We start from the raw sequence: 25,214 nt of genomic DNA, 5'->3' as shown, positions 1-25,214 counted from the left end.
CGTTGCACCAACCCCTCCAGCATGCCCGCACTCCGCGCTGGGCGCACCGTGTTCACCACACGCACAACCAATCGACGCCCTACCGTCGCCTAAACAGCCGGTGCAGCCGAGCCCACCAGCCGCGCTTCGACTTTGGCGGCGTGGCGTTCGGCGATCGAAACGTTTTCTGAATTGCGTTCAACGCAACATTGCTGTGCCAACTATGCACTGGACATCATGTCATTGGCGACTGACACTTGATCCATGACAAACGGACCAACAGCTTCCCTGGCCTCCCGCCGGGATGCGTTCGGTTCGCTTGGTGCGCGGGTGAATCCGTGCGCGACGTTGCACGGCAATGCCGCGCTGAACGGTGCCCCCGACAAGTAGGCGTTTCAACACGCTACGAGACCACATCTATCCGCATTTACCCACGGCTGCTGCGTGCGCAGCGGCCGACCGAGACAGGAGTGAACAACTTATGGCAAGGACCGTGCGACCGACGGCTTATGGCACACCGGAAGTACTGCAGATCGTCGAGACCGCAGTACCGCAGCCTGCCGTCGACGGTGTCGTCGTGCAAGTCCGCGCGGCCGGGGTCAACCCCATCGACTGGAAGATCTACAGCGGCGCCTTCCACACCGTGGAGGATAAGCACAAGGCTGCCGCCGGAGTCGCCGAGGACATGCCTCGGATCGGCATGGAGTGCGCGGGCGTCGTCACCGCCATCGGTTCGGAGGTGACCGGGGTCCAGGTCGGCGATGAGGTCATCGTCTACCCGGCCACCGGGGCCTATGCCGATTACGTCACCGCGCCCGTCACCGCATTGATCCCCAAGCCTGCCGGTCTGGGCTGGCACGAGGCCGGGTCGTTGATGCTCGCGGGTACCACCGCGACGCACGCCTTGCACGCCGCCGGTGTGGGCCCGGACGACACCGTGCTGATCCACGGTGCTTCGGGCGGGGTCGGCCTGCTGGCCGTGCAATTGGCCGCCGCGCTGGGCGCGACCGTGATCGCCACCGCCGCCGAACGCAATCACGAAGTGCTGCGTGGCCTCGGCGCCATCCCGGTGAGTTACGGCAGTGGGCTGCTCGACCGGGTGCGGGCCGCCGCGCCGGGTGGCGTCACCGCCGCGGTGGACTGCGCGGGCAGCGACGAAGCGCTCGACACGTCCCTCGAATTGGTGGCCGATCCGCAGCGCATCGCCTCGATCACCGGGTCGGGTCGTCGCGCGGACGCCGGGATCAAACTGCTCGGCTACGGGCCGGGCCAGGACGCGGGTACGGAATTCCGGCAGGCGGCGCGCGCGGATCTGGCCGCCAGTGCGGGCGCGGGCGACCTGCGGGTGCTGATCGACAACATCTACCCCTTGCCGGAGGCGGCGCGGGCGCACCAGGACGGGATCAGCGGCCACGCCCCCGGCAAGTTGGTGTTGGTCCCATGACCGTTCCTCGCGGCTGACTCGACGTACGAACTCTGCTCTCGGCGAGAGCGGGGTTCGTCCAATCGGACTAAGGCCGTTGGGGATTCAGATCAGGCGGCCGGGCTCATGGTGGCGCTTTCGAAGAACTCCGATTCCGTCATGTGCAGACGGGTGGTGACCAACTCGAGGGCCACGCGGAGGACTTCGTGGGCGGTCGGAGCCACGACCTGGGATTGTTCGAGGCGGGTGCTCCCGCATTCGACGCGGACGCGGCAGCGCCAGCCCGACCCGGTGGGGTACGGCTGCGGGCGGCCGATTTCGACGCTCATTCGGACGCCGTCCCGGAGGAACTCGTTCGTGGCCAGCAGGTCGTCGGCGGGCGTGATGATCATGGTCATGTCACCCACGACCCAGCAGAAGCAATGTTGCAGCTACAAGTCGGTTCCTCATCGGATGCTCCCGGTATTACTCAACAGGCAGGGCACTTACGACTATCCGTTCAAGAAGAAGGTAACCCGACACAGGCAACTCCGCAACATTTGAGCAAACATTCCGTCACGAGACGATCGACCCCCGCCGCCGTGCACCCATCTCGTCCGCGATCGCACCGACACAACCCTGCGGCGAAAATCGACACGAATTCGAAACGCTCAACGGATCCCGAAGTTCAGATCCCGGTAGACCTCGACGGAATGGCGTTGGCATTTCGCGCATGCGAATCTGCCGTACGGAGATTTACGAGGCTGGACATTCGGCACTATCCGGGCGGTGCGCCGATCCACGGCAACACTCTGGATTACCGCGCAAATCCCACCAGCTCGTCCGATAACTGTGTGCCCGAACACCCACCGCCTGCCCTGTGTCCAGCATCACCACGTAAACTCCTGCCGCTCAACCACTTTCCGTTCCGATTTCACTGCGGCGTTACACATTCGGCACGGGAACGGAAACGATGGAGCCGGACGCTGTGCGCATGCGTCCGATGCGAGCACGACCTCGTGTACATGTTCTGGCGTGTGACGTATGCGGCCGATTACCGCACCCACGCCGAGCGCGGTTGACGCTGGCCAAATTGGCCGCGGTATTTCCTGTCGAACTCGCGCTGCACGCGCTTGTCCTCTATTACCACCCGCCGTATCTACTCACCGTGGTCCTGCTGACGATCAGCACGACCACGCTCGTCATCTGGGTCGTCGAACCCTCGGCCACCCGCGTGCTCGGCGCGTGGCTGCACGGGCCCGAACTACGCAGCCGGGACGACGTCGACCGCGCGCCCACCCTGTGGCGCATCCGCGTCCGCGTGCACGATCGCCCGGGTCAGCTCGAATCGCTCGCCAGGCAACTGGCCCGCCGCAGCGCGAACATCCTCAATGTCCATGTGCACCAACTCGAATCGGGCGTCCTCAACGAGCTGGTCGTCGCCGCGCCGGCGGGCATCACCCCGGACGCCCTGTCGGCCGCAGTCGTGCATGGCGGCGGATCCGAGGTGCGCATCTGGCCCGCCTCGGCGTTCGCCTTGATCGACGGCCAGACCAAGGCACTCGGCATCGCCGCCCGCGTCGCGTCCGATCCCGCCGAACTCCCTCTGGCCATCGCCGAACTGCTCGGCGCCCGCTACCTGACCCCGGGCACCTTCGTGCACCGCGACCTCGCGTTCGACGGAACCACCCTGGTCGTGCCGTGGCAGGCGGATCGTCCGCTCATCTTCAGCCGACCTGATGAACCGTTCACCCCGGCCGAGAACGCCCGCGCGCACCGCCTGACCGACTTGGCCCGCAGCGTTACCAGACACCGCTGACGAACAGTCACAACAGAATTCCGTCTACCTGCGTCATTCCGAAGACCTCTTGCTCAATCCGTCTGAGACGGTATCGTACTAGTAGTACCGCATACTGACGGTACCGAGCTCAATGAGGTGCGAGATGACCGAGCAAGGTTTGCGAACCAAGGACCGCACGGGCAGCGGATATCCGAGGGCGAGGCGAATCAGATTCCGCTTCGGCGAGCCGGTGCCCATGTCGAAGTACTACGCGGGCGGTGACATGGTGTTCAGCCACTTCATCGCCGGACTGTCCGCGGGGTTCCCGCCCGGCGAGGAGTCGTTCATCCGGTCGGTGCGGCGGTTCGCCGATGAGATCACCGATCCGGTGCTCAAGAAGCGGGTCGCCGGGTTCATCGGCCAGGAGGCGATGCACGGCCAGGAACATCGGCGGCTCAACGAGAAGCTCGTCGAGATGGGCTATGCCATCGAATGGCTGGACGCGCCTACGGTTGTCGAGCGGCAGAAGCGCTTCGAGCAGCGCCTCCCCGCACGGTTGCACTTGGCCGCTACGGCAGCGGCCGAGCACTATACGGCGGTGCTGGCCGAGCGCGTGCTGTCCAGTCCCGAGATCCAGGCGCTGGCCGGTGATCAAGAGGTGCGAAACCTGTTGAACTGGCACGCTTTCGAGGAACTCGAGCACAAGTCGGTGGCCTTCGATGTCTACCGCGCGGTCGGCGGCACGGAGACGATGCGCATCCTCACGATGGCGACGTTGGTTGCGCTCACTCTCCCGCTCACGGCCGTCACCCTCACCGCGTCGCTCAGCCGCGACCCGGATGCCCGGCGTTACCCGCTGAGCCTGGCCAGGGAGGCCTTCACGCTGTTCCGCGGCCCGGTGTTCCGTGGTCTCGGCCGCGAGCTGGTGCTGTATCTGCGGCCCGGCTTCCATCCCGACGACATCGACTCACGAGAGTTGTTGGAGCGCTGGCAGAAAGAGCTCTTCGGCACGAAGGGCACCCTCGTCGATCACCTGAAGTAGCTGATCACCCAACCGAACAACCCCGGAATCAACGGAGATTCACATGACTTCCAGCGTGCAGCACACCGGCGCGGGCGGCTACCCGAAGGTGCGGCGGATGAAATTCCGCTTCGGCGAACCGGAACCGATGACCAAGTACTACGCGGGCGACGACATCGTGCTCAGCCATCTTGTCGCGCTGCTCTCGGCCGCCTTCCCACCCGGCGAGGAATCGTTCATCCGGTCGGTGCGCCGATTCGCCGACCAGATCACCGATCCGGTGCTCAAGAAGCGGGTCGCGGCGTTCATCGGCCAGGAGGCGGTGCACGGCCAGCAGCACGGCAGATTGAACGAGCAGCTGTTCGCGCTCGGCTATCCCCTTCCCCGGTTCGTCAGCGAGCGAGGCGAACTCGTACAGCGGGCCGAGCGACTGGCATCACCCGCCGCCCATCTGGCCATCACGGCCGCGGCCGAGCACTACACCGCGGTCCTGGCGGCGCGGGTGCTGTCCAGCGCCGAAATCCAGGAACTCGCAGCCGATCCCGAGGTGCGTAACCTGCTCAACTGGCACGCGCTCGAAGAGCTGGAGCACAAGTCGGTGGCGTTCGACGTCTATCGCTCGGTCGGCGGGCCGGAGTGGCTGCGGATCGCGATCATGTCGGTGTTGCATGCCTTCACGATTCCGGTGGTCGGACTCGGGGTGTTCGCCTCGATCATCGCCGATCCCCCGGCCTGGCGGCCGATCACAGTCGCTCGGCAGTCCTACCGGCTGATTCGAGGACCGATCGTGCGCGGCCTGCTCGGTGAGATCCAGGTGTATCTGAAGCCGGGCTTCCACCCGGACGACGTGGACACCGCAGCCCTGCTACGGCAGTGGCAGATCGAGTTGTTCGGCGCCGAAGGCGCTCTCGTGGATCGTGTCCGATGAGCGCGGCGCTGCCCGATCAAGGAGCGCTTGCGAGTCGCGAATGCGCGAGGCCGCACGAGGTGATCGTGATCGGGGCGGGGTTCGGCGGCATCGGTGCCGCGATCGCCCTGCAACGGAAAGGCATTCACGACTTCGTCATCGTGGACAAGTGGGATCGGGTCGGCGGGACCTGGCATGCCAACACCTATCCCGGTGTCGCCGTAGATATCCCGTCGTTCATCTACAGCTTCTCCTACGAGCAGCGCGGTGACTGGTCGCGAATCTTCGCGCCCGGCACCGAGTTGCGCGATTACGCCGAGGGGATGGTCGACAAGTACGGGTTGCGGCCGAAGCTGCGGTTGAACACGACGATCGTCTCGGCGGTGTTCGACGCCGAGGACAGCCTGTGGCTGCTCGGTACCGACGGCGGCCGGACGCTTACCGCGCGCTACGTCGTGATGGCGATCGGTGGGCTGGAACGTCCGAAGATGCCCGACATTCCGGGCTTGCAGGACTTCGGCGGCACCCTGATCCACACCGCGCTGTGGGACGACGATGTCGCACTGACCGGCAAGCGGGTCGCGGTGATCGGGACCGGCGCGACCGCGTTGCAGCTGGTGCCCGCCATCGTCGATGAAGTGGCGCACATGAGCGTGTTCCAGCGGACGCCGATCTGGGTGTTCCCGAAATCCGATGCGGCGGTTGGGCGGATCGGCCGCGCGGTGCTCGAACGGCCGTGGATGCGTTCCGGTATCCGCATGCTCGGCACCATCGCGACCGAGATCGGCATGGGCGGCATGATCGCGGGCCCGACCTGGCTCGGCGACGCAGGGCGTCGGCTGGCCGAGATTCCGGCGCGGCGGTGGATGCGGGCCCAGGTAAAGGATCCGGTCATCCGGGAGAAGCTGATTCCGGCCTACGGGCTCGGCTGTAAGCGGCCGTCGATGTCGAACGACTACCTGTCGACGTTCGATCGACCGGACGTCAGCCTGGTCACCGATCCGATCGGCTTCATCGGCGAACGCGGCATCACCACCGAGGACGGGGTGGAGCATCAGGTCGACGTGCTGATCTGCGCCACCGGATTCAAGCTGTGGGAGAAGGATTCGATACCGCCGTTCCCGGTGACCGGTCGCGACGGGCTCGATCTCGGCGAGTTCTGGGACCGCAATCGGTTCCAGGCCTACCACGGCGTTTCGGTGCCCGGGTTCCCGAACATGTTCACCATCACCGGGCCCTACGGCTTCGTGCTCGGTTCCTACATCTGGATGATCGAGGCCACGGCCGCGCATCTGAGCCGGGCCATCGCCGAGACCAAGCGACGCGGTGCGACCGTGTGCGAGATCAGCCAGCACGCGCACGACGAGTACTTCGCCAAATGCCTACGCCGCCAGGAGAAGAACTTCCTGTTCACCTCCGCCTGCGCCGGCTCGAACACCTATTACATCAACAGCCACGGCGATTCGCCGTTCCGTCCGTCCACGCACGGCGAGATGTACTGGCAGAACCGGCATTTCGATCTCGACGACTACCACTACCGGCAGACCGTGCCCGCACCGCGGACCGGCGCGATCCTCGAGGAATCCGTATGAGAATCACCAACATCCACCCGGAACTGGTGGTGGTGACCGGTGCGGGCAGTGGCATCGGCCGGGCGATCGCGATTCGGTTCGCCAAGGCGGGCGCGCACGTCGTGGTTTCCGATCTGGATCTGGATTCGGCCCTGGCGACCGAGGCGATGATCCACGCGCGCGGGCAGCGGGCCTCCGCCGCTCGGCTCGACGTGACCGATCCGAGCGCGTGGGAAGCGTTCGCGCGGGACGTGCTCGCCGACCACGGCGTGCCGGATGTGCTGGTCAACAATGCGGGCATGCTGGTCAGCGGCGCGTTCGTCGATCTGACGCCCGCCGACTGGGATCGTCAGCTGAGCGTGAATCTGCTCGGTGTGGTGCACGGCTGCCGGGTGTTCGGGCAGCAGATGATCGACAACCGCAAGCGCGGCCACATCGTGAACATCGCGTCGGCGGCCGCGTTCACGCCGACGCCGGTGATGTCGGCGTACTCGGTGTCCAAGGCCGGGGTGAAGATGCTCACCGAGTGTCTGCGACTCGAGTTCGGGCCCAAGGGAATCGGGGTCAGTGCGATCTGCCCAGGGGTGATCAACACCAATATCGGTGAGCACGCGATCACCGTCGGTGTCGATCAGGAGTTGATCGCGCGCGGCAAGGAAATGGCGCGGCGGGTGCAGGAGGTGGCGGCGAAACTGCCGTTCTCGCCGTTGAGTCCGGATCTGGTCGCGCGGGCGGCAGAGCGGGCGGTGCGCTACGACCTTGCGGTCGTGCCAGTTCGGGCGGAGGCTTGGTTGGGGTACTTCATGTTACGCATCGCGCCGGGCGTGAATCGACGGATCACCCAGCCGTTGGATGTCGAGCGGATCGAACGGATCGGGCGGCGGGTGCTCCGGTTGATCGATCTGGTTTCGGCGAGTCCGGTCGCAGCGCAGCCTGTTTCAGCGCCGGTCGAGGTGCCGAGGTAGGGCGATGAGCGCGGACAACGGCGTGCGCGTTCATGTGCTCAAGGTCGGTGCGGTGATCGAGGAGACGGCTGATGCCCGCACGTTGGTGTTCGAGGTGCCCGACGAGTTGAGCGAGCGGTTCCGGTATCGGCCGGGGCAGTTCCTCACTCTGCGGGTGCCCAGTACGCAAACCAGTTCGGTGGCCCGTTGCTATTCGCTGTCCAGCAGCCCGCACTGTGATGATCGGATCGCGGTGACGGTCAAGCGGATTGCCGATGGGTACGCATCGAACCTGATCTGCGAGACCGTTGCCGTCGGCGATCTGATCACGGTGCTGGAGCCGTCCGGTTCGTTCGGGCCGCGCGATCTGGATGCCGATGTACTGCTGTGCGCGGCGGGCAGCGGCATCACGCCGGTGCTATCGATCATCAAATCCATGATGGTCGTTGGCAGCGGGAATGTCGTTGTGCTGTATGCGAATCGGGATCGCGAATCGGTGATCTTCGCGGACACCCTCGACGAGTTGGCGCACCAGTACCCGGATCGGTTACGGGTGCTGCACTGGCTCGAGTCGGAGCGTGGGTTGCCAACTCCGAATCCCGTCGCGGAACTCGTACGACCGCATTCCGGTCGTGACTGGTTTCGCTGCGGGCCTGCCGGATTCATGACGGTGGTCGGCGCTGCCGCCGCTGCGTTGCAAGTACCCGCTGCCCGCATACACACCGAGGAATACCGGTCCCTGGCGGCGAAGCCCTTCGACGAACCCATCCGAACGAACGGAAGCACGCCCGTCACAACACCACTCGGTGACGTAGCCATTGCCGAAGTGGACATAGACGGGGAAACCCATGTCCTGGAATGGCCCAAACACACTCCCCTACTGGATGTATTGCTGGACAACGGAATCGACGCGCCCTACGTCTGCCGCGAATCAGCCTGCGGCACTTGCGTCTGTTCCGTGAAACAGGGCCGCACTCGAATGCGACAGAACGAGGCACTCATCGATGACGAGATCGCCCTCGGACTGACCCTCGCCTGCCAAACCCTCCCGGAGTCACCCCGCGTACACATCGCCTTCGACCAGTAACGTTGCCGCCGAGCGTAATTCACTCCGGGTCGAACGCGAGGTGCGCTGGCTGCGCCACGTCGAGCGGTAGGTTGTTGAGCTCGGCGACCCCGTCGAGCATGTTCCTGGCGATGATGCTCACGTGCTGAGCGAACCGCTCGGTCGACATCGCCTCGGCCCTGGTCCGGTTGGCGCCGAGCCACCAGTCGGTGGCCGAGCCGACCGCGCCGAAGATGGCGTAGGCGGTCAACTCCAAACTGCCGGTGTCGACGTTCTGTCCTTCGAGCCGCTCCTCGACCATCTGGGCCGCCAGCAGCGCCGACCGTTGCGCCACCTCGATGGCGCGTTCGGGCTGCTCGGCCTGCTGCGCCAGCCGACTGTGCACCAGGAAACGGAACACATCGGGCTGCTCCTCCACCACGGCGACATACTCGGCGGTGACGATGCGGATCAGCTCGGCCACCGAATCGGTGGTCAGGCTGATCTTCGCGAGCACCCGCTCCCACAGCATGCTCTGCACCCGCTCCAGGATCGCCAGGTACAGATCGGTCTTGTCCGCGAAGTGCCGGTACAGCTTCGGTTTCGCACACCCAGCGGCCCGCGCGATGTCGTCCATGCTCACGTCGGGCCCGTGTTCGGCGAGCGCCCGGAAGGCGGCGTCGACGAATTCGCCACGCACCTGCTCCCGATGCGCACGCCATCGTTCGGTCCGTGCATCCGGACGCGGCGCGTCGGGCGAGCTGCTACCGGCGGCCGTCATGCTTGTCATGATATTGAATACCGGCCGCGGCCACGTCGTTCGGGCCGCCAACCGGTCAGCGCAGCCAGCCCTTTCGCTTGATGTAGGCGAGCGGGATCACCGCAGCCACCAGGGTCATGAGAGTGGTGGCGAGGAAACCGTGCTGCCATTCCAGTTCGGGCATCCAGGTGAAGTTCATGCCGTAGAAGGTGGCAATCAGGGTGGGCGGCAGGAAGACCGCGGTGATGATGGTGAACACCTTGACGATCTGATTCTGTTTGACGTCCAGCCAGGTCATCACCGACTGCTGCAGGTAACGCACCTTGTCGTGCTCGAAGCCCGCGTGCTGTTTCACCCCGTCGATGTCGGCGATCAGGATGGCGAGCAGGCTCTCCAGTTCGGCGCTGTGCACGGTGATGTCGGCCATCAGATGCCGTGCGGCACGGGCCAATTGGAGCTGGGTCTCCTGGGTGCGCGAGACGATCTCCTCGGCCGCGTTCATCCGCGACATGGTGCCGCGCATGTCGGCCACGCCGATCTCGCGGCCGCGCTGGTCGTAACCGTTGGTGGCCATCTCGATCTCGTCGTTCATCGCCTCCAGCGCGTCGCTGGCGTAGTAGATGACCCGCTCGGACGCCTCGTTCAGCGCCCAGAGCAGCGCGTACATCACCCCGTGCGAGGAACCGGTGAGCGTCGGGTTGCGGCGCATCTTCGCGATCGCCTTGTCGAACGGGATGAAGTGCTCGTCCGGTTGCAGCGTCACCAGGAATTCCGAACCAAGGGCGAAGACGATCGTTTCGCGCTCGATCGAGTCGCCGCTCTTGTAGTTGGCGACGACCGGGAGGTACAGGAAGTTGTCGGTCTCCCAGACCCGGTTGCGCGCGGCGGCGAAGTCGATGCCGAGCCGCTCGCGCAGCACCGCGGCGGTGTCGCTGTCGGTGGCCGCGAGGGGTATCCAATGTTGTTGCAGGACTTCGGTGTCGAACCGATCGGTGGTCACGGCGCTGGTCAGGGCACGCATCGCTACCGGCCGTAGGACGCGTGGGCCGGGGAGACCGACGACGAGCCGACGGGGCCCTGCGGGTGGGCGTAATGCATGGTCAGCAGTCCCGCGCTGATCAGCAGGTAGAGACCGACTGTGAACCAGATCGACTGTCGCTCCAGATTCGGTGCGCGGTGCGGTGTTTCGGCCCTCTTGAACATGATCGCCATGGCGGAACTCCAATGCTTCGTAGCGTCTGGTGGTGACAGCGCCCGCCAACCGCGCGGGACTACACAGGCCGACGCCGTGTGCGTCGGCCCGTCGGGTCGAAGAATGTTGAGAATAGGTGCCGCGTCAGGCGATCGGCCGGCCGCTCAGCTCGGCCACGGATCGCGCGGGCAGATCAACGACGAACCGGCACAACCCGTTTCGCTAAGGCGGTCCGGCTAGAGACGTCGATACTGTCAACCGGCATCAGCCGCTCACCCCGCTTCGTTGGTTGCTCATCTACGCAGAATTGCGCACCCATCATTAGAAACCCGCCGTCGTACGTTCGTCAATCAGTTGCGCAAGTATTCGACTCCATGCCACGCTACGGACAGGTTGGAGGCGGATGTGACCGAGCACGGCGAGCCGGGTCCCATCCCGGCGGCTCAACTACAGGACGCGGCAGCGGTTTTCGGCATGCTCGCGGCCACCGCCCGGCTGCAGATCCTCTGGTTGCTCAGTCAGGGTGAACGCGACGTCGGCACGCTGGCCATCGATATCGGCCAAACGGTGCCCGCGGTCAGCCAGCACCTCGCCAAGCTCAGACTCGCCGGTCTGGTCCGCATGCGCAAAGAGGGCCGACGCAATGTCTACACGATCGCCGATGCGGGCATCGCCGACATCGTCCGCCTCGCCTTCCGTCATCACCGGCTGCACGGCGGGGACCTGCCCGAGGGCCGCGGCGACTGAGAGCAAGATCGCTGCCGCTCAGGTCGCGTGTCGTCGTACCGCTGGGTACCGTGACCTGGTCTGACCCGTTAATGATCCAGAAAGGGAGCGGTGATGAACCCGTTCTCTGTCCGTAATGCCGGACTTGCCGTTATTGCCCTGGCCGGATTGGTGACGGGATGTAGCAGCGCTAGCACGCCGGACGCCGCCCCCGCCGCGTCCGCGGACCCGTATGCCGACTGCGCGCCGCTGACCAACCAGCAGATCAGCGACGCCGTCCGCGCGGCCAGCCTGACTACGCACTACACCCCACAGGTCTGCTTCTGGGAGGCCCAGGTCGGCGACGGTGACGCGACCGTCAGCTTCACCTACTCCGCGCAGGACTCGCTCCAGCAGCTGTGGGACCGCGCCAGGTCCGACGGTTTCCAGACCGAGCACATGGTGATCACCAAGCACGTCCTCGGCACGGTCACCGCGACCGCGTTCTACATCCGCAACCCGCACGACCCCGGCGACTGCGCGGTCACCGCCGCCGCCAACGGCGCGATCACCTGGCGCGTCCAGAACCGTTCGCGGACAACAGCACTCAACCCCTGCGCGGCCGCACTCGAACTGGCCACGAACATGGTCGACCTGTCGCCCTAGCCCTCAGAACAGGAAGTAGCGCTGGGCCATCGGGAGTTCGGTGGCGGGTTGTTCGGTCCAGACCTCGCCGTCGATGCGGACGGTGAAGGTGTCCGGGTCGACTTCGATGCGCGGCATGGCGTCGTTGTGTGGCATGTCGGTCTTCTTGCGATCGCGAACGTTCTTGACCGGGGCCAGTTTTCGGTTGACGCGCAGGCGATCGGCGAGGCCGTCGTCGATGGCCTGTTCGGAGACGAAGTGCAGCGAGGTGGCGGCCGCGACGAGCGGGGCCGCGCCGAACATCGGACGGAGCAGCACCGGCTGCGGGGTCGGGATGGAGGCGTTGGCGTCGCCCATCGCGGCCCAGGCGATGGCGCCACCCTTGAGCACGGCGTGCGGGCGGACGCCGAAGAAGGCGGGCTCCCACAGCACCAGGTCGGCGAGCTTGCCGACCTCGACGGAGCCGATCTCGTGGTCGAGGCCGTGCGCGACGGCCGGGCAGATGGTGTATTTCGCGATGTAGCGCTGGACCCGGGCGTTGTCGGCGGCGCCGTCGCCGGGCAGCGCGCCGCGGCGGCGTTTCATCACGTGCGCGGTCTGCCAGGTGCGCATGACCACCTCGCCGATGCGGCCCATGGCCTGGGAGTCGCTGCCGATCATCGAGATGGCGCCGAGGTCGTGCAGCAGGTCCTCGGCCGCGATGGTGGACGGGCGGATCCGGCTCTCCGCGAACGCGAGGTCCTCGGGGATGGACGCGCTCAGGTGGTGGCACACCATGAGCATGTCGAGGTGCTCGTCGAGGGTGTTGACGGTGTGCGGGCGGGTCGGGTTGGTCGAGCTGGGCAGCACGTTGAGATGTGCTGCGACAGTGATGATGTCGGGCGCGTGGCCGCCGCCCGCACCCTCGGTGTGATAGGCGTGGATGCCGCGGCCCGCGATCGCGCCGAGGGTGTCCTCGACGAAACCGGCCTCGTTCAACGTGTCCGAGTGCAGCGCTACCTGGACGCCCGCCGCGTCGGCGACGGTGAGGCAGGCGTCGATCGCGGCCGGGGTGGAGCCCCAGTCCTCGTGCAGCTTGAATCCCGCTGCGCCGCCACGCAATTGCTCCCACATCGCCTCGGCGCTGACGGTATTGCCCTTGCCGAGCAGCACGATGTTCATCGGCCAGCCGTCGGTGGCCTCGAGCATGCGGGCCAGGTGCCAGGAACCGGGCGTGACGGTGGTCGCCTTGCTGCCCTCGGCCGGGCCGGTGCCGCCGCCGATCAGGGTGGTGATGCCGCCGCCGAGTGCCTCGTCCATCAGCTGCGGACAGATGAAGTGCACGTGGCAGTCGATGGCGCCCGCCGTGAGGATGCGGCCGTTGCCCGCGATGATCTCGGTGGACGGGCCGACGACCAGGTCGGGGTGTACCCCGTTCATGGTGTCGGGGTTGCCTGCCTTACCGATTCCGCAGATGCGGCCGTCACGAATACCGATGTCGGCCTTGATGATTCCCCAATGGTCGATGATGACCGCGCCGGTGATCACGGTGTCCGGGGCGCCGTCGGCGCGGGTCGCGCGGGCCTGGCCCATCGATTCGCGCAGCACCTTGCCGCCGCCGAAGACAGCCTCGTCACCCGCGAGTCCCGGTCCGCCACTGCGGTCTTCGGTGATCTCGACGAAGAGATCGGTGTCGGCCAGGCGAATTCGGTCGCCGGTGGTCGGCCCGAACAGTTCCGCGTACCGGGCGCGGCTCAACTCCGTCATCGTTTCCCCTCCAGGGTTGCCCAATTGCCGCACACCTCTCGATTTCCCGCATATCGAATCGCATGCGATTTCGTCTGCGGGAAATCAGAAAGTGTGCGGCTATGCCTACTCACCGGGCTCGTCGAGGTGGCCGGGCGGTGTCAGGCTGATGCCGTGGACCTCGCGGGTGCCGCCGAGTGGGACCAGCGAAACGCGCTGGCCCAGGCCGGGTTCGAAGCGCACCGCGGTGCCTGCCGGGATGTCGAGCCGGTGGCCGTGTGCGGCGGCGCGGTCGAAGCGCAGTGCGGCATTCGACTGCGGGAAATGCACATGGCTGCCGACCTGTACGGGACGGTCGCCGGTGTTGACCACATCGAGCTCGATCCGGATCGCACCGGCGTTCAGCTCGATAGTGCCCTCGGCACAAAGGTATTCACCGGGAATCAGGCCCACCCGGAGGTCGTCGCGCACACGACTTTCGGTGCTGGTATCGGCACCGGCCGCTGCACGCTGATCGCTCATCCAGTCCTCCTAGCCGATCGGATGATGGACGGTGACCAGCTTCGTGCCATCCGGGAAAGTGGCCTCGACCTGGACGTCATGGATCATCTCCGGCACCCCCTCCATCACGTCGGCGCGCGCGAGAACCGTTCGCCCCGAAGACATCAGCTCGGCGACCGAGCGGCCGTCCCGCGCGCCTTCGAGCACGTGATCGCTGATCAGCGCCACCGCTTCCGGATGGTTGAGCTTGAGCCCGCGCGCCTGCCTGCGCCGGGCCAGCTCGGCCGCGTAACTCAGCAGCAGGCGTTCCTGCTCATGCGGCGACAGTCGCATCCGGGCTCCTCACCGGGTCGGGGTGGATGGGTGACGGTAATTCTGGCACGCCCGTTCCGGGAACGCGGGACGAGCGCCTGGTCAGTCCCGGTTCGGCAGGTTCTGCAGGCGCACCTGGCCGCGCGCGATCACCCGCTCCTGCTCGTCGGTGATCACCACCTGCCACAGCTGCTGCAACCTGCCGCGGTGGATCGGGGTCGCCTCGCCGTAGAGGTTGCCGTCACGGACCGCGCGCAGGAAGTCGGTGTTGTTGTTCACGCCGACGACCTGGCCCTGACCGCCGTACCAGACCCCGCCCGCGACACTGGCCAGCGTCTCGATGATGGTGCAGTAGACGCCGCCGTTCTGGATGCCCGCGGGCTGGTACAGGTGCGGCTTGACGGTCCACTCGCCGCGCACCCGATCCGGGCTGATGTCGGTGTACCGCAGGCCGATCAGGTCGGTGAACGTGCCCTCGCTGACCTTCGTCATCTGCTCCGGCGTGATCGTCGCCAGCCAATCCGCCGACGGTTTTTCCTGCTCTGTCATGCGCTCCACTTTTGCACAAGCGCTCGCGGCCGATTACCGCTGGCTCGCACGAAGAAAAAGCGATGGGCTCCACCGCTAGAAGTGGAGCCCATCGCGGCAATGGATCGGGGGTCTCCGCAGCCCTCGGGACTCTCGACCAATCCTTACGCCGGTTATGAGTATAGGTCAGGCTTACCTAACTTAGCAAGGCCGTCGCGCGACGAACCGGTAATCCGCGCTGTTCCAGTGCCGCCAAGAGCCCTTGACCACGACGGGTGCCGACCACCGCGTCGGTGCCGGCCAGGTCGGGCACGTAAGTCGAAGCACCCGCGATGGATTCACCGACCAGCAACCAGAATCGGCGCGCGCTGAGACCCGAGTAGCGGGCCATGCTCGACTGGATGAGGGTCAGCGAGGGCTCGCATCGATGCGCGAGCCAGACGTACATCGCCCCCTCGCACGGCAGCACCACCGCGCCGGACTCGTCGGCCAGCGGGTCGCCGTCGAGCACGCGAATGGTGGTGTCGCCCAGGCCTGCCCAGTCGATGCCGCCGTCGTTGTCGGTGTGGATCCACAGGTTCTCCAGGCCCGGATCCCAGGCCCGGCCCTCGGCCACCACCAGCGCGATAACGCGGCCGATCACCGCGTGGATCAGCGCGGTCGCCACGACCTCCGCCGCGACATCGGCGCGGATCATCTCGGCCGCATGCCGGCGATACATCCGTTCGATCCGCCCCTCACGCACCCCGTCGGCCAACCGCCACCATCGGCGCTTGCCCTGCTCGACCATCGCCGCCACCGCATACACACGCGGATGCTCAGGTTGCAGGGCGCGCAACCTGTCACATGTGTGATCGAACGCCATGTGCGTATGGCGCGGCGGGCAGGTGGTCATGAGCTCGGGCATTGAACCTCCTCGAGGATTGGCCGTAGCGGTGCGTACCGCAAGATAGGTTAGGCTTACCAGACCAACCGGTACTCTGCTACAACGAATCTCAGGAGTAGTTCGTCACCGTGACCACGCTCGGCAACGTACGGCGGCGTCGACTTCTCGGCCTTCTCGTCCTGACCGTTCTGCTTGTGCTCGCCGTGCTCGCCAGCATCGCGATCGGTACCAGGTCGCTGTCGCCGGGCACGGTGTACGACGCGGTGCACACCGCGCTCACCTGTCCGGGCGGGCCGTTCAACTGCCCGGCCGGATCCACCGCCGAGGAGATCGTACGTGGACTTCGGTTACCTCGCACGGCACTCGGGCTGGCCACCGGGATCGCGCTCGGCATGGCGGGCTCGCTGATCCAGGGCTACACCCGCAACCCGCTCGCGGACGCGGGCCTGCTCGGGTTGAACGCCGGTGCGGCATTCCTCGCGGCGTTGAGCATCTACCTGTTCGCGTTCACCACGCCCGAGCAGTACATCTGGTTCGCCTTCGCCGGTGCGCTGATCGCGGGCCTGGTGGTGTTCGGCGCGTCGGCCATCGGCGGCGGCAAGGCGAGTCCGTTGAGCCTGGTGCTGGCCGGCGCGGCAGTCACCGCATTCTTGCAGGCGATGACGAATGCCATTGTGCTGCTGGATCCCGCGGCGCTGGACACCTACCGGTTCTGGGTCGTCGGCACCGTCGCCGGGCGCGATGCCGCAGTGTTATGGCAGGTATTGCCATTTCTGGCGTTCGGGGTGCTGCTCGCGCTGATCGCGTCGCCCGGGTTGAACCTCCTGAGTCTCGGCGACGATGTCGCGCGCGGGCTCGGGGTGAACATCGGCCGCAGCCGCGCGCTGGGGCTGGCCGCGATCGTGCTGCTGTCCGGCGCGGCGACCGCGGCGGTCGGGCCGATCGCGTTCCTCGGGCTGGTGGCGCCGCATCTGGCGCGCGCGATCACCGGGCCGGACTATCGCTGGCTCGTCCCGTATTCCGGCCTGATCGGCGCGTTGCTGCTGCTCGTCGCCGACATCGTCGGACGCGTGGTGGCCAAGCCGAGCGAGTTACAGGTCGGTGTGATGCTGGCCGTGGTCGGCGCGCCGTTCTTCATCGCGTTCGTGCGGCGCCGGAAGTTGGTGAGTCTGTGAGCTTGTCGCTCAAGACCGAGAGCGCTCGGCCCGCACTGCGCGTCGGGCCCGTCTCGGTGGTGTTGCGTCCGGTGATGGTGGCCATCATCATCGCGCTCGCCGCAGCGCTACTGCTGTTCTTCTGCCTGGACATCGCCACCGGCGAATCGAACATCCCGCTCGGTCGAGTGATCGACGTGCTGACCGGTGGCGGCACCAGATCGCAACGATTCATCGTGCTCGACTCCCGGCTGCCGCGGGCACTGACCGCGCTGGTAGTCGGTGCGGCGCTCGGACTTTCGGGGGCGATCACCCAGTCGATCCTGCACAACCCGCTGGCCGCGCCGGACATGCTCGGCATCACCGCGGGCGCCAGCTTCGGCGCGGTCTCGGTGGTCGTCGGCATCGGCGGCGGTGCGACCGGCGCGCTCGCGACCTTCGGCGCGCCGCTGGCCGCGCTCGCGGGCGGACTGCTCACGGCCGTGGCGATCTATCTGCTGGCCTGGGGTCGCAGCCCGACCGGTGATCGCGGCGTCACCGGCTTGCGGCTGGTCCTGATCGGCGTCGGCATGAACGCGGTGCTGGTGGCAGGCATCAGCTGGCTGCTCACCCGCGCCACCTTGCAGGACGCGCAGCGAGCGCAGTTGTGGCTCAACGGTTCGCTGAACAACGCCGATCGATCCGGTTTGCTGCCTGCCACATTGGCGCTGGCCATCGTGGTTGTGGTCGCGCTCGGCTCGGCGCGCACACTGGCCGCGCTGCGACTTGGCGCCGACACCACCCGCTCGCTCGGCGTGCGGATCCAGACCCAGCAGGCGATCCTCATCGGCGCGGCGGTGGTCGGCGCCTCGGTGGCGACCGCGGCGGTCGGTCCGGTGAGTTTCGTGGCACTGTCCGCGCCGCAGATCGCGCGGCGGCTGCTGCGGACGCCCGGCGAACCGCTCATCGGGTCGGCGCTCATCGGTGCCATCCTGGTGGTCGGCGCGGATGTCGCGTCGCGCACGGTATTTCCGGCCGATCTGCCGGTCGGCATCGTGACCGCGGCGTTCGGCGGACCATTCCTGCTCTACCTGCTCGTGCGAATGAACCGGAAGGCGACGCTGTCATGACCGCTGCGACCAACGCGGAGCCGACCCGGCTCGCCGCCGACGACGTCAAGCTCGCCTACGGCGACCGGGTGATCATCGACGGGCTCACCCTCGACATCGCGCCCGGCGTGATCACCACGGTGATCGGCCCGAACGGCTGCGGCAAGTCCACGCTGTTGCGCTCGCTCGGCCGACTACTTCGCCCGCAGCAGGGGCGAGTGTTGTTGGACGGCAAGGCCATTTCGACGATGAAGACCAAGGACGTGGCCAGGGTGCTCGGCATGTTGCCGCAGTCGCCGGTCGCGCCGGAAGGACTCACCGTCGCCGATCTCGTTGCGCGCGGCCGTCATCCGCATCAGGCGTGGTTCCGGCAGTGGTCGGCGGCCGACGAGGACAAGGTGATGACCGCGCTCGCGCAGACCGGTATCGCCGACCTGGCCGACCGCGCGCTCGACGAACTCTCCGGCGGGCAACGCCAACGCGCCTGGATCTCCATGGCATTGGCGCAGGGCACCGACATCCTGCTGCTCGACGAGCCGACCACCTATCTCGATCTCGCGCACGCGGTGGACGTGCTCGACCTGGTCGACCGGCTGCATGCCGAGCTCGGCCGCACCGTGGTGATGGTGTTGCACGACCTGAATATGGCGATCCGCTATAGCGACGAACTGATCGTCATGCGCGACGGACGGATCGTCGCGCAGGGCCGTCCCGCCGACATCGTCGACATCGCCCTGCTGCGCGAGGTTTTCGACCTCGACGCCTCGGTTCTGGAGGATCCGGTCTCCGGCCGACCGATGGTCGTTCCCATCGGAACGCGGCACGTTCTGGGCAAGGCAGGCGGGCCCGTCATGCCCGAAAACGCGCCGCTATGACAAATGACACACCAGCTATTCCATAGTTACGACACCCTGTAGTACGCATGCGCGTCGTTGAGTCCGTAAAATCGTGGGATGGCAGGACTTGGTGAACTCGAGAAAGCGGTCATGGACCAGTTGTGGTCGACCGATGAACCGCAGACAGTCCGGCAGGTGCACGAGGCATTGGCCGCACGCCGCGAGCTCGCGTACACCACGGTGATGACGGTGCTGCAACGACTCGCGAAGAAGAACCTCGTGGTCCAGCAGCGAGACGACCGTGCTCATCGCTACGCGCCGGTGCACACCCGGGATGAATTGGTCGCCAGTTTGATGGTGGACGCATTGCAACAGGCCGACGCCGCGGGCAGTCGCGCCGCCGCGCTGGTGCACTTCGTGGAACAGGTCGGCAAGGATGAGGCTGACGCACTGCGGGAGGCACTCGCTAAGCTCGAAGCAACCGAGGACACACCGCCCCCGCAGTAGACTCCTCGCGACCTTGCCCCCAACGCAGTGAGCTGAGTCGATGAACGCAACCGCGCCGGTATTCGCCGGACTCGCATTGCTTCTCGCGGGGCCTGCCCCGGCCCTGCTCAGCCGGGCGACCTGGACATACCGGACGCCCCGTGCCGCGCTCGTGCTCTGGCAGGCCATCGCGCTCGCCGCTGTGCTCAGCGCGTTCGGGTCCGGTCTGGCCATCGCCGCCGAACTGCTCGTGCCCGGTCCCGACGGTCGGCCGACCACGCAACCCACCCGCGAGATCGACGCGCTCGGACTACCGCTGTGGTTGGCGTATGTCTTCGTGTTCGCGCTGACGCTGCTGGTCGGTGCGCGGTTGTGTTACGCCATCGTCCGAGTCGGCGTGCACACGCGGCGGCGACGGGCCAGGCATCGGATGCTCGTCGACCTGCTCGATCAAAGCGGTCCGCGGCGTCGCGCCTCCGATATCCGGGTGCTCGCCGCGACCGAACCGATCGCCTACTGCCTACCCGGTTTACGGCAGCGCGTAGTGATCAGCGAGGGCACGCTGACCAACCTCGACGACGCCGAGATCACCGCGATCGTCAGCCATGAACGCTCACACCTACGCGCCAGGCACGACCTCGTGCTCGAGGCGTTTACCGCTGTGCACGAGGCGTTTCCACGGTTCGTGCGTAGCAAGGCCGCACTCGGATCGGTGAAACTGCTGATCGAATTGCTCGCCGACGATTCCGCCGTAAAGGTCACCGGGCCTAAGCCGTTGGCCCGCGCGCTCGTCGCGTGCTCGAAATCCACCGCGCCACAGGGTGCGCTCGCCGCGGGCGGGCCGACCACCCTGATTCGCATTCAACGCCTCACGGGGCAAATCGGTGACGTCCGGGTCGCCAGCGCCGCCTACCTCGGCTCGGCCGCCATTCTCGTCGTTCCGACGATGGCCGTCGCGCTGCCCTGGCTCGTTGAGCTGGGTCGACTGTTCCGTGGCTAGACAGTCATAGGACGTATCCTGAACACTTGGCCTGCCACCCGGTCGGCCTCATAGCCTCTTCGCGCCGCACCCTGATTCCGGGTCGCGGCGCGCGGTGCACGAACCGGTCACCGCCCCGATCCACCGAACAGCGCGTTTCACGAGCCCGAGCGCGTCGTCTTACGAAAGGCACACACCACCCGTGACCCCCTCGACCCCCGCCCCCGCTGCGCCCGTGACCTTCATGGACCTGGGCCTGCCCGCCGTGCTCGTGCAAGCACTGCGGAACGACGGCATCGAGGCACCGTTCCCGATCCAGGCCGCGGCGGTGCCGGATGCTCTCGCGGGCAAGGATGTGCTCGGTCGCGGGCCGACCGGGTCCGGTAAGACCCTAGCGTTCGGGTTGCCGATGCTGGCTCGGCTGGCCAGCGGGGCGACCAAGCCCGGGCGGCCCCGTGGTTTGGTGCTCGTGCCGACTCGCGAGCTGGCCGCGCAGATCGAACGTGCGCTGGATACGCCCGCGCTCGCGGTCGGTCTGCGGGTTGCGTCCGTGGTGGGCGGCGCGCCGATCCGGCGACAGGCCGAGCGGCTCGCACGGGGCGTCGATGTGTTGATCGCCACGCCGGGGCGACTCGCCGATCTGATCGCGCAGGGGTCGGCGGCGCTGGGCGATGTGCAGATCACCGCGTTGGACGAGGCAGACCACATGGCCGACATGGGGTTCCTGCCGCAGGTGACCAAGTTGCTCGATCAGACGCCGAAAGATGGTCAGCGACTGCTGTTCTCGGCCACGTTGGACGGGGAGGTGGACAAGCTCGTCAAGCGTTACCTGCGCTCCCCCGTCACGCATTCCACCGCGCCCGCGTCCGCGTCGGTCGCGACGATGACGCACCACCTGCTCTATGTGCGCGACAAGATGGCGAAGCGAACCGTGGCCGCCGAGATCGCCGCGCGCGAAGGACTCACCATCATGTTCGTGCGCACCAAGCACGGTGCGGATCGGCTGGCAAAGCAGTTGCGCGGCGCGGGCATTGCGACCGGCGCGCTGCACGGCGGCAAGGCGCAGAACAACCGGACGCGTACGTTGGCGGCCTTCGCCGACGGTTCGATTCCGGTGCTGGTCACCACCGATGTCGCGGCGCGCGGCATCCACGTCGACAACATTTCCCTTGTGGTGCATGTGGATCCGCCCGCGGAGTCCAAGGCGTATCTGCATCGCGCCGGGCGCACCGCTCGGGCCGGCGAGGACGGTGTGGTCGTCACGCTGGTGATGGACGAGGAGCGGCGCGAGGTCGAGGCGATGACGCGCAAGGCGGGCGTCGAGATCGTCGGTATCGAGGTGCGGCCGGGTGATCGTCGGCTGATCGAGATCACCGGCGCGCGGCAACCTTCCGGGATTCCGGTCGCCGCGCCAGCGCCGCCCAAGCAGCCTGTGGCGGAAGAGACTTCGAAGGCAGGCACCGGGCGGCGACGCGGCGGATCCGGGCGGCGTACCACGGAGACTCGCGGCGGCGGCGCTCCGGTGCGGGCCGAGGCTTCGGCGAGTGAACGTCGCAAAGACGGGTCCATCAAGGGATCCTCGCGCGATGCCGGCTCGTCGAGTCGGTCTGCTCAGGGCGGACGCGGTGCGGGCGGTGCCCGCGGGTCGGGTGGGTCGGGCGCGGCGAAGACCGGGACGGGCACGGGTGGCGCTCGCGGCTCGGGCGGGTCGGCCGGCTCCAGTCGTAACGCTGGCGGTGCATCGGGATTCTCCGGTCGCTCAACCGGATCCACCTCCGGTCGCTCCGGCGGGTCGGCAGGCGGCGACACGCCCGGGAATGCGCGGCGACGCGCCGTACGCCCGGAGCGCGCGCCGGGGACCCGCAATCGTGGGGCAAACTGACGGTTGTGTCCAACCATCCAGTGGGCGCAATTGCCTGCGCACTGCTGGCGGCGCTGTTCTTCGCAGTGGCGGCGGTCGCGCAGCAACGCGCGGCCGCGGCGGTCCCCGAGGGTGCATCGCTCGTCCGCGCACTGCTGCGCAACCCGCGCTGGTGGGCCGGGATAGTAGGCGATATCGGCGGATACGCGATGCAGGTCGCCGCACTCGCGTTGGGCGCGGTGCTGCTGGTGCAACCAATCCTGGTGAGCGCATTGGTATTCGCGCTGCCACTCGCGGCGAGACTCAACCACCGCAGTATCAGCGCACGCACCTGGGCGACTGCACTCGCACTCACTGCGGCACTCGTCTCTTTCCTGCTCGCAGGAAACCCGTCCGAGGGCAATACCACTGCGCCACTGCGTGATTGGCTGATCCCGTTGATCATCCTGGTCGCCCTCATCGGTGCGGCAACGGTGATCGGCATCGGCAGCGCCGACCCCGGAAGGCGAGCCCTACTCCTCGGCGCGGCAAGCGGTTCCCTCTACGGGCTGGCCGCCGCCCTAACCTCCTACGTCACCTCGCTCTTCGAGCACGGCATCAGCGAAGTACTCGGCAGCTGGCAAACCTGGGCACTGATCGCCGCCGGAATCACCGGTGTCTACCTGCAACAGCGAGCATTCCAAGCAGGCCCACTCGCCGCTTCGCTGCCCGCCGTCACCATCGCCGAACCCCTCGCCGCAGCGTTCATCGGCATCACCGTGTTGGACGAACGCCTCCGCACCAACACCTTCGGCCTGGCACTCACCGCCCTCGCGGTAATCATCATGTGCGCCACCACAATCCGCCTCTCCCGCGCCCAAGCCACCACCTGACCCCCGCCGCGCACCTTCCCACCCGCCGCGCACAAAACTGCGGGCAATTTCGCACGCGGCACGCGAACTTGTGCGCACAGAGCGAGCCCACTCAGCAGCGAACGAGCGTTCACGCCCCGACGACAGCCCCACCGCTGCCGCGCCCGAAACGGCTGGCCGCGCACCAATCTGCCCGCCGCGCACGAAACGATCGGCAAACGATCACGCAGCAGGAGAATTCGTGCGCGGCCGACCGATTCGTGCGCGCGGCCAATCCCCGGCGCACCTGTAAGCCGCGAGCCGCGTCCGCACCAGCCGACTTACCGCGAGGGTCGAGGCTGCCGCGCACGTCCTCGCCTGCCGCGCACGCCCTCGCGTGCCGCGTGCGAAATTGCCAGCAGTTTTGAGCGCGTCGGGCGAATTCGTGCGCGGCGGGTGGGCCGGTTCGCTGCGGGCACGCCGGGGCGTCGCGGGCGGCGACAGTTGTCTGTCGGCGGGGCGGCCGACGTCATCCGCGCAGCCGAACGTGGCCGCTGCCGACTGTGAAGTTTGTCTCCGCCGGGTGCTGGAGAATTGCGCGGTACCGGGCGGACTTGGTTATCATCGGTTAAGTGCAGTTTCTCCCTGGCCATCAGCCGCCGTATGACCTGACCTACGACGACCTCTTCCTCGTCCCTAATCGGACGGATGTCGCCTCGAGGTTCGACGTCGACCTTTCCACCGTCGACGGGTCCGGCACCACCATTCCCATCGTCGTGGCCAATATGACCGCGGTCGCGGGTCGTCGGATGGCCGAGACGGTCGCCCGCCGTGGCGGCATCGTGGTGCTCCCGCAGGATCTGCCGATCAGCGCGGCCGCCGACACCATCGCTTTCGTCAAGAGCCGCTCGCTCACCGCCGACACCCCGGTCATCCTCGGCCCGGAACACTCGGTGTCCGAGGCCGTCGCCCTGATGCACAAGCGCGCCCACGGCGCCGTGGTCGTGGTCGACGACGGCGGACGACCGATCGGTGTCGTCACCGAGGCCTCGTGCACCGACGTCGACCGCTTCGCCCGGCTGCGCGACGTCGCGATCACCGACTTCGTCCAGGCCCCCGCCAGCACCTCGCCGCGCGACATCTTCGAGCTGCTCGAGGCCAAGCGCACCCAGCTCGCGGTGCTCACCACCGAGGACGGCACCCTGGCCGGCGTGATGACCCGCACCGGCTCGGTCCGCGCGGGCATCTACCAGCCCGCCGTCGACAATCAGAACCAGCTGCGGGTCGCCGCGGCCGTCGGCATCAACGGTGACGTGGTCGCCAAGGCCAAGGCCCTGGTCGACGCGGGCGCCGACGTCCTCGTCATGGACACCGCGCACGGCCACCAGGCCAAGATGCTCGAATCCCTCAGTGCCGTCCGCGATCTCGGACTCGGCGTGCCGCTGGTAGCGGGCAACGTGGTGTCCGCGCAGGGCACCCGCGACCTGGCCGCCGCGGGCGCCGACATCATCAAGGTCGGTGTCGGCCCCGGCGCCATGTGCACCACCCGCATGATGACCGGCGTCGGCCGCCCGCAGTTCTCCGCGGTCGCCGAATGCGCCGCCGCGGCCAAGGAACTCGGCGTGCACATCTGGGCCGACGGTGGCGTGCGGCACCCGCGCGACGTCGCTCTCGCGCTGGCCGCGGGCGCGTCCAACGTGATGATCGGCTCCTGGTTCGCCGGCACCTACGAATCCCCCGGTGACCTGCGCACCGACCGCGACGGCAACGCCTACAAGGAGAGCTTCGGCATGGCGTCCAAGCGCGCCGTCGCCGCCCGCACCGCCACCGACAGCGCCTTCGACCGGGCCCGCAAGGCCCTGTTCGAGGAGGGCATCTCCAGCTCGCGGATGCGGCTCGACCCCGAACGCCCCGGCGTCGAGGACCTCATCGACCACATCTGCTCCGGCGTGCGCAGCGCGTGCACCTACGCGGGCGCCCGCAGCTTGGCCGAGTTGCACGACAAGGCGGTGCTCGGTGTGCAGTCGGCCGCCGGTTTCGCCGAAGGTCGCCCGCTGCCCAGCGGTTGGTGAGCTGT

The 25,214-nt window shown here is 67.2% G+C and carries 27 protein-coding genes; 18 read left to right on the top strand and 9 right to left on the bottom strand.

All coding sequences use genetic code 11. The features are described from left to right. The first annotated feature begins 243 nt into the window (after positions 1-243). On the top strand, positions 244-369 hold the full coding sequence (locus tag ACQPW1_RS24125; RefSeq protein ID WP_433664983.1) for a hypothetical protein: 126 nt from the start codon (positions 244-246) through the stop codon (positions 367-369). A gap of 91 nt (positions 370-460) precedes the next feature. After that, a complete protein-coding gene (locus ACQPW1_RS24120; protein WP_433664982.1) occupies positions 461-1,423 on the top strand; it encodes an NADP-dependent oxidoreductase in 963 nt (320 codons plus the stop codon). Between the two features lie 89 nt (positions 1,424-1,512). On the opposite strand, the gene ACQPW1_RS24115 is transcribed toward ACQPW1_RS24120, so the two are convergent. After that, positions 1,513-1,800, bottom strand: coding sequence for a hypothetical protein (locus ACQPW1_RS24115; protein WP_433664981.1), 288 nt, complete (start codon positions 1,798-1,800; stop codon positions 1,513-1,515). Between the two features lie 575 nt (positions 1,801-2,375). Between ACQPW1_RS24115 and ACQPW1_RS24110 the strand changes: the two genes are divergently transcribed. From ACQPW1_RS24110 to ACQPW1_RS24085, 6 genes are all read left to right on the top strand, one after another. Then, a complete protein-coding gene (locus ACQPW1_RS24110) occupies positions 2,376-3,200 on the top strand; it encodes an amino acid-binding protein (protein WP_433664979.1) in 825 nt (274 codons plus the stop codon). A 124-nt stretch (positions 3,201-3,324) separates the two neighbouring features. Further along, positions 3,325-4,203 carry a metal-dependent hydrolase gene (locus tag ACQPW1_RS24105; RefSeq protein ID WP_433664977.1) on the top strand — a complete coding sequence of 293 codons (879 nt, stop codon included), beginning with the start codon at positions 3,325-3,327 and terminating at the stop codon, positions 4,201-4,203. A 43-nt stretch (positions 4,204-4,246) separates the two neighbouring features. After that, positions 4,247-5,110: a metal-dependent hydrolase gene (locus ACQPW1_RS24100; protein WP_433664976.1), complete on the top strand. Its 864-nt coding sequence runs from the start codon at positions 4,247-4,249 to the stop codon at positions 5,108-5,110. Continuing rightward, a complete protein-coding gene (locus ACQPW1_RS24095; RefSeq protein WP_433664974.1) occupies positions 5,107-6,681 on the top strand; it encodes a flavin-containing monooxygenase in 1,575 nt (524 codons plus the stop codon). Before ACQPW1_RS24100 ends, ACQPW1_RS24095 begins: the two co-directional genes overlap by 4 nt. Then, the gene (locus tag ACQPW1_RS24090) at positions 6,678-7,625 is read left to right on the top strand and encodes an SDR family NAD(P)-dependent oxidoreductase (protein WP_433664973.1); all 948 of its coding nucleotides are present in this window, start codon (positions 6,678-6,680) and stop codon (positions 7,623-7,625) included. The genes ACQPW1_RS24095 and ACQPW1_RS24090 overlap by 4 nt, the downstream gene beginning before the upstream one ends. A gap of 4 nt (positions 7,626-7,629) precedes the next feature. After that, positions 7,630-8,691: a 2Fe-2S iron-sulfur cluster-binding protein gene (locus tag ACQPW1_RS24085; protein WP_433664971.1), complete on the top strand. Its 1,062-nt coding sequence runs from the start codon at positions 7,630-7,632 to the stop codon at positions 8,689-8,691. Positions 8,692-8,710: 19 nt separating this feature from the next. Here ACQPW1_RS24085 and ACQPW1_RS24080 read toward each other — a convergent pair whose 3' ends face one another. Genes ACQPW1_RS24080 through ACQPW1_RS24070 form a run of 3 tightly spaced genes read right to left on the bottom strand, consistent with a single transcriptional unit; the run spans position 8,711 to position 10,621 of the window. Continuing rightward, positions 8,711-9,430, bottom strand: a complete 720-nt coding sequence (locus tag ACQPW1_RS24080; RefSeq protein ID WP_433664970.1) for a TetR/AcrR family transcriptional regulator — start codon at positions 9,428-9,430, stop codon at positions 8,711-8,713. A 55-nt stretch (positions 9,431-9,485) separates the two neighbouring features. Continuing rightward, positions 9,486-10,430 (bottom strand): magnesium transporter CorA family protein, encoded by a 945-nt coding sequence (locus ACQPW1_RS24075; RefSeq protein WP_433664968.1) that lies wholly within the window; start codon positions 10,428-10,430, stop codon positions 9,486-9,488. A 2-nt stretch (positions 10,431-10,432) separates the two neighbouring features. After that, on the bottom strand, positions 10,433-10,621 hold the full coding sequence (locus ACQPW1_RS24070; RefSeq protein ID WP_433664967.1) for a hypothetical protein: 189 nt from the start codon (positions 10,619-10,621) through the stop codon (positions 10,433-10,435). Between the two features lie 385 nt (positions 10,622-11,006). Between ACQPW1_RS24070 and ACQPW1_RS24065 the strand changes: the two genes are divergently transcribed. Both ACQPW1_RS24065 and ACQPW1_RS24060 read left to right on the top strand, forming a co-directional pair. Next, positions 11,007-11,348 carry an ArsR/SmtB family transcription factor gene (locus tag ACQPW1_RS24065; RefSeq protein ID WP_433664966.1) on the top strand — a complete coding sequence of 114 codons (342 nt, stop codon included), beginning with the start codon at positions 11,007-11,009 and terminating at the stop codon, positions 11,346-11,348. Between the two features lie 93 nt (positions 11,349-11,441). Beyond that, entirely contained in the window at positions 11,442-11,972 is a 531-nt protein-coding gene (locus ACQPW1_RS24060; protein WP_433664964.1) for a DUF3558 family protein, read from the top strand. Positions 11,973-11,975: 3 nt separating this feature from the next. Here ACQPW1_RS24060 and ACQPW1_RS24055 read toward each other — a convergent pair whose 3' ends face one another. The 5 genes from ACQPW1_RS24055 to ACQPW1_RS24035 all read right to left on the bottom strand — a co-directional run bounded on the left by ACQPW1_RS24055 (position 11,976) and on the right by ACQPW1_RS24035 (position 15,924). Continuing rightward, positions 11,976-13,697 (bottom strand): urease subunit alpha, encoded by a 1,722-nt coding sequence (locus ACQPW1_RS24055; RefSeq protein WP_433664963.1) that lies wholly within the window; start codon positions 13,695-13,697, stop codon positions 11,976-11,978. 105 nt (positions 13,698-13,802) lie between these two features. Next, positions 13,803-14,123 carry an urease subunit beta gene (locus ACQPW1_RS24050; RefSeq protein ID WP_433665323.1) on the bottom strand — a complete coding sequence of 107 codons (321 nt, stop codon included), beginning with the start codon at positions 14,121-14,123 and terminating at the stop codon, positions 13,803-13,805. Between the two features lie 84 nt (positions 14,124-14,207). Further along, positions 14,208-14,510, bottom strand: a complete 303-nt coding sequence (locus ACQPW1_RS24045; RefSeq protein WP_433664962.1) for an urease subunit gamma — start codon at positions 14,508-14,510, stop codon at positions 14,208-14,210. An 81-nt stretch (positions 14,511-14,591) separates the two neighbouring features. Further along, the gene (locus ACQPW1_RS24040; RefSeq protein ID WP_433664960.1) at positions 14,592-15,038 is read right to left on the bottom strand and encodes a PaaI family thioesterase; all 447 of its coding nucleotides are present in this window, start codon (positions 15,036-15,038) and stop codon (positions 14,592-14,594) included. A gap of 175 nt (positions 15,039-15,213) precedes the next feature. Further along, positions 15,214-15,924 (bottom strand): hypothetical protein, encoded by a 711-nt coding sequence (locus ACQPW1_RS24035; protein WP_433664958.1) that lies wholly within the window; start codon positions 15,922-15,924, stop codon positions 15,214-15,216. Between the two features lie 107 nt (positions 15,925-16,031). Between ACQPW1_RS24035 and ACQPW1_RS24030 the strand changes: the two genes are divergently transcribed. From ACQPW1_RS24030 to ACQPW1_RS23995, 8 genes are all read left to right on the top strand, one after another. After that, complete coding sequence (locus ACQPW1_RS24030) at positions 16,032-17,078, top strand: FecCD family ABC transporter permease (protein ID WP_433664957.1); 1,047 nt, start codon at positions 16,032-16,034, stop codon at positions 17,076-17,078. Beyond that, positions 17,075-18,166 carry a FecCD family ABC transporter permease gene (locus tag ACQPW1_RS24025; protein WP_433664956.1) on the top strand — a complete coding sequence of 364 codons (1,092 nt, stop codon included), beginning with the start codon at positions 17,075-17,077 and terminating at the stop codon, positions 18,164-18,166. The genes ACQPW1_RS24030 and ACQPW1_RS24025 overlap by 4 nt, the downstream gene beginning before the upstream one ends. Then, entirely contained in the window at positions 18,163-19,020 is an 858-nt protein-coding gene (locus ACQPW1_RS24020) for an ABC transporter ATP-binding protein (RefSeq protein WP_433664955.1), read from the top strand. The genes ACQPW1_RS24025 and ACQPW1_RS24020 overlap by 4 nt, the downstream gene beginning before the upstream one ends. Positions 19,021-19,098: 78 nt before the next feature. After that, positions 19,099-19,488: a BlaI/MecI/CopY family transcriptional regulator gene (locus tag ACQPW1_RS24015; protein WP_150401655.1), complete on the top strand. Its 390-nt coding sequence runs from the start codon at positions 19,099-19,101 to the stop codon at positions 19,486-19,488. Between the two features lie 40 nt (positions 19,489-19,528). Continuing rightward, on the top strand, positions 19,529-20,467 hold the full coding sequence (locus tag ACQPW1_RS24010) for a M48 family metalloprotease (RefSeq protein WP_433664954.1): 939 nt from the start codon (positions 19,529-19,531) through the stop codon (positions 20,465-20,467). A 223-nt stretch (positions 20,468-20,690) separates the two neighbouring features. After that, complete coding sequence (locus ACQPW1_RS24005) at positions 20,691-22,328, top strand: DEAD/DEAH box helicase (RefSeq protein WP_433665322.1); 1,638 nt, start codon at positions 20,691-20,693, stop codon at positions 22,326-22,328. Positions 22,329-22,333: 5 nt separating this feature from the next. Continuing rightward, entirely contained in the window at positions 22,334-23,179 is an 846-nt protein-coding gene (locus tag ACQPW1_RS24000) for a DMT family transporter (RefSeq protein ID WP_433664952.1), read from the top strand. A gap of 590 nt (positions 23,180-23,769) precedes the next feature. Further along, the gene (locus ACQPW1_RS23995) at positions 23,770-25,209 is read left to right on the top strand and encodes a GuaB1 family IMP dehydrogenase-related protein (protein ID WP_433664951.1); all 1,440 of its coding nucleotides are present in this window, start codon (positions 23,770-23,772) and stop codon (positions 25,207-25,209) included. Positions 25,210-25,214 lie beyond the last annotated feature (5 nt).

The organism is Nocardia sp. CA-128927 (genome assembly GCF_050955855.1).
GTDB lineage: Bacteria > Actinomycetota > Actinomycetes > Mycobacteriales > Mycobacteriaceae > Nocardia.
The sequence above is the reverse complement of the archived record's forward strand: the minus strand, read 5'-3'. Positions and strand labels throughout refer to the sequence as shown.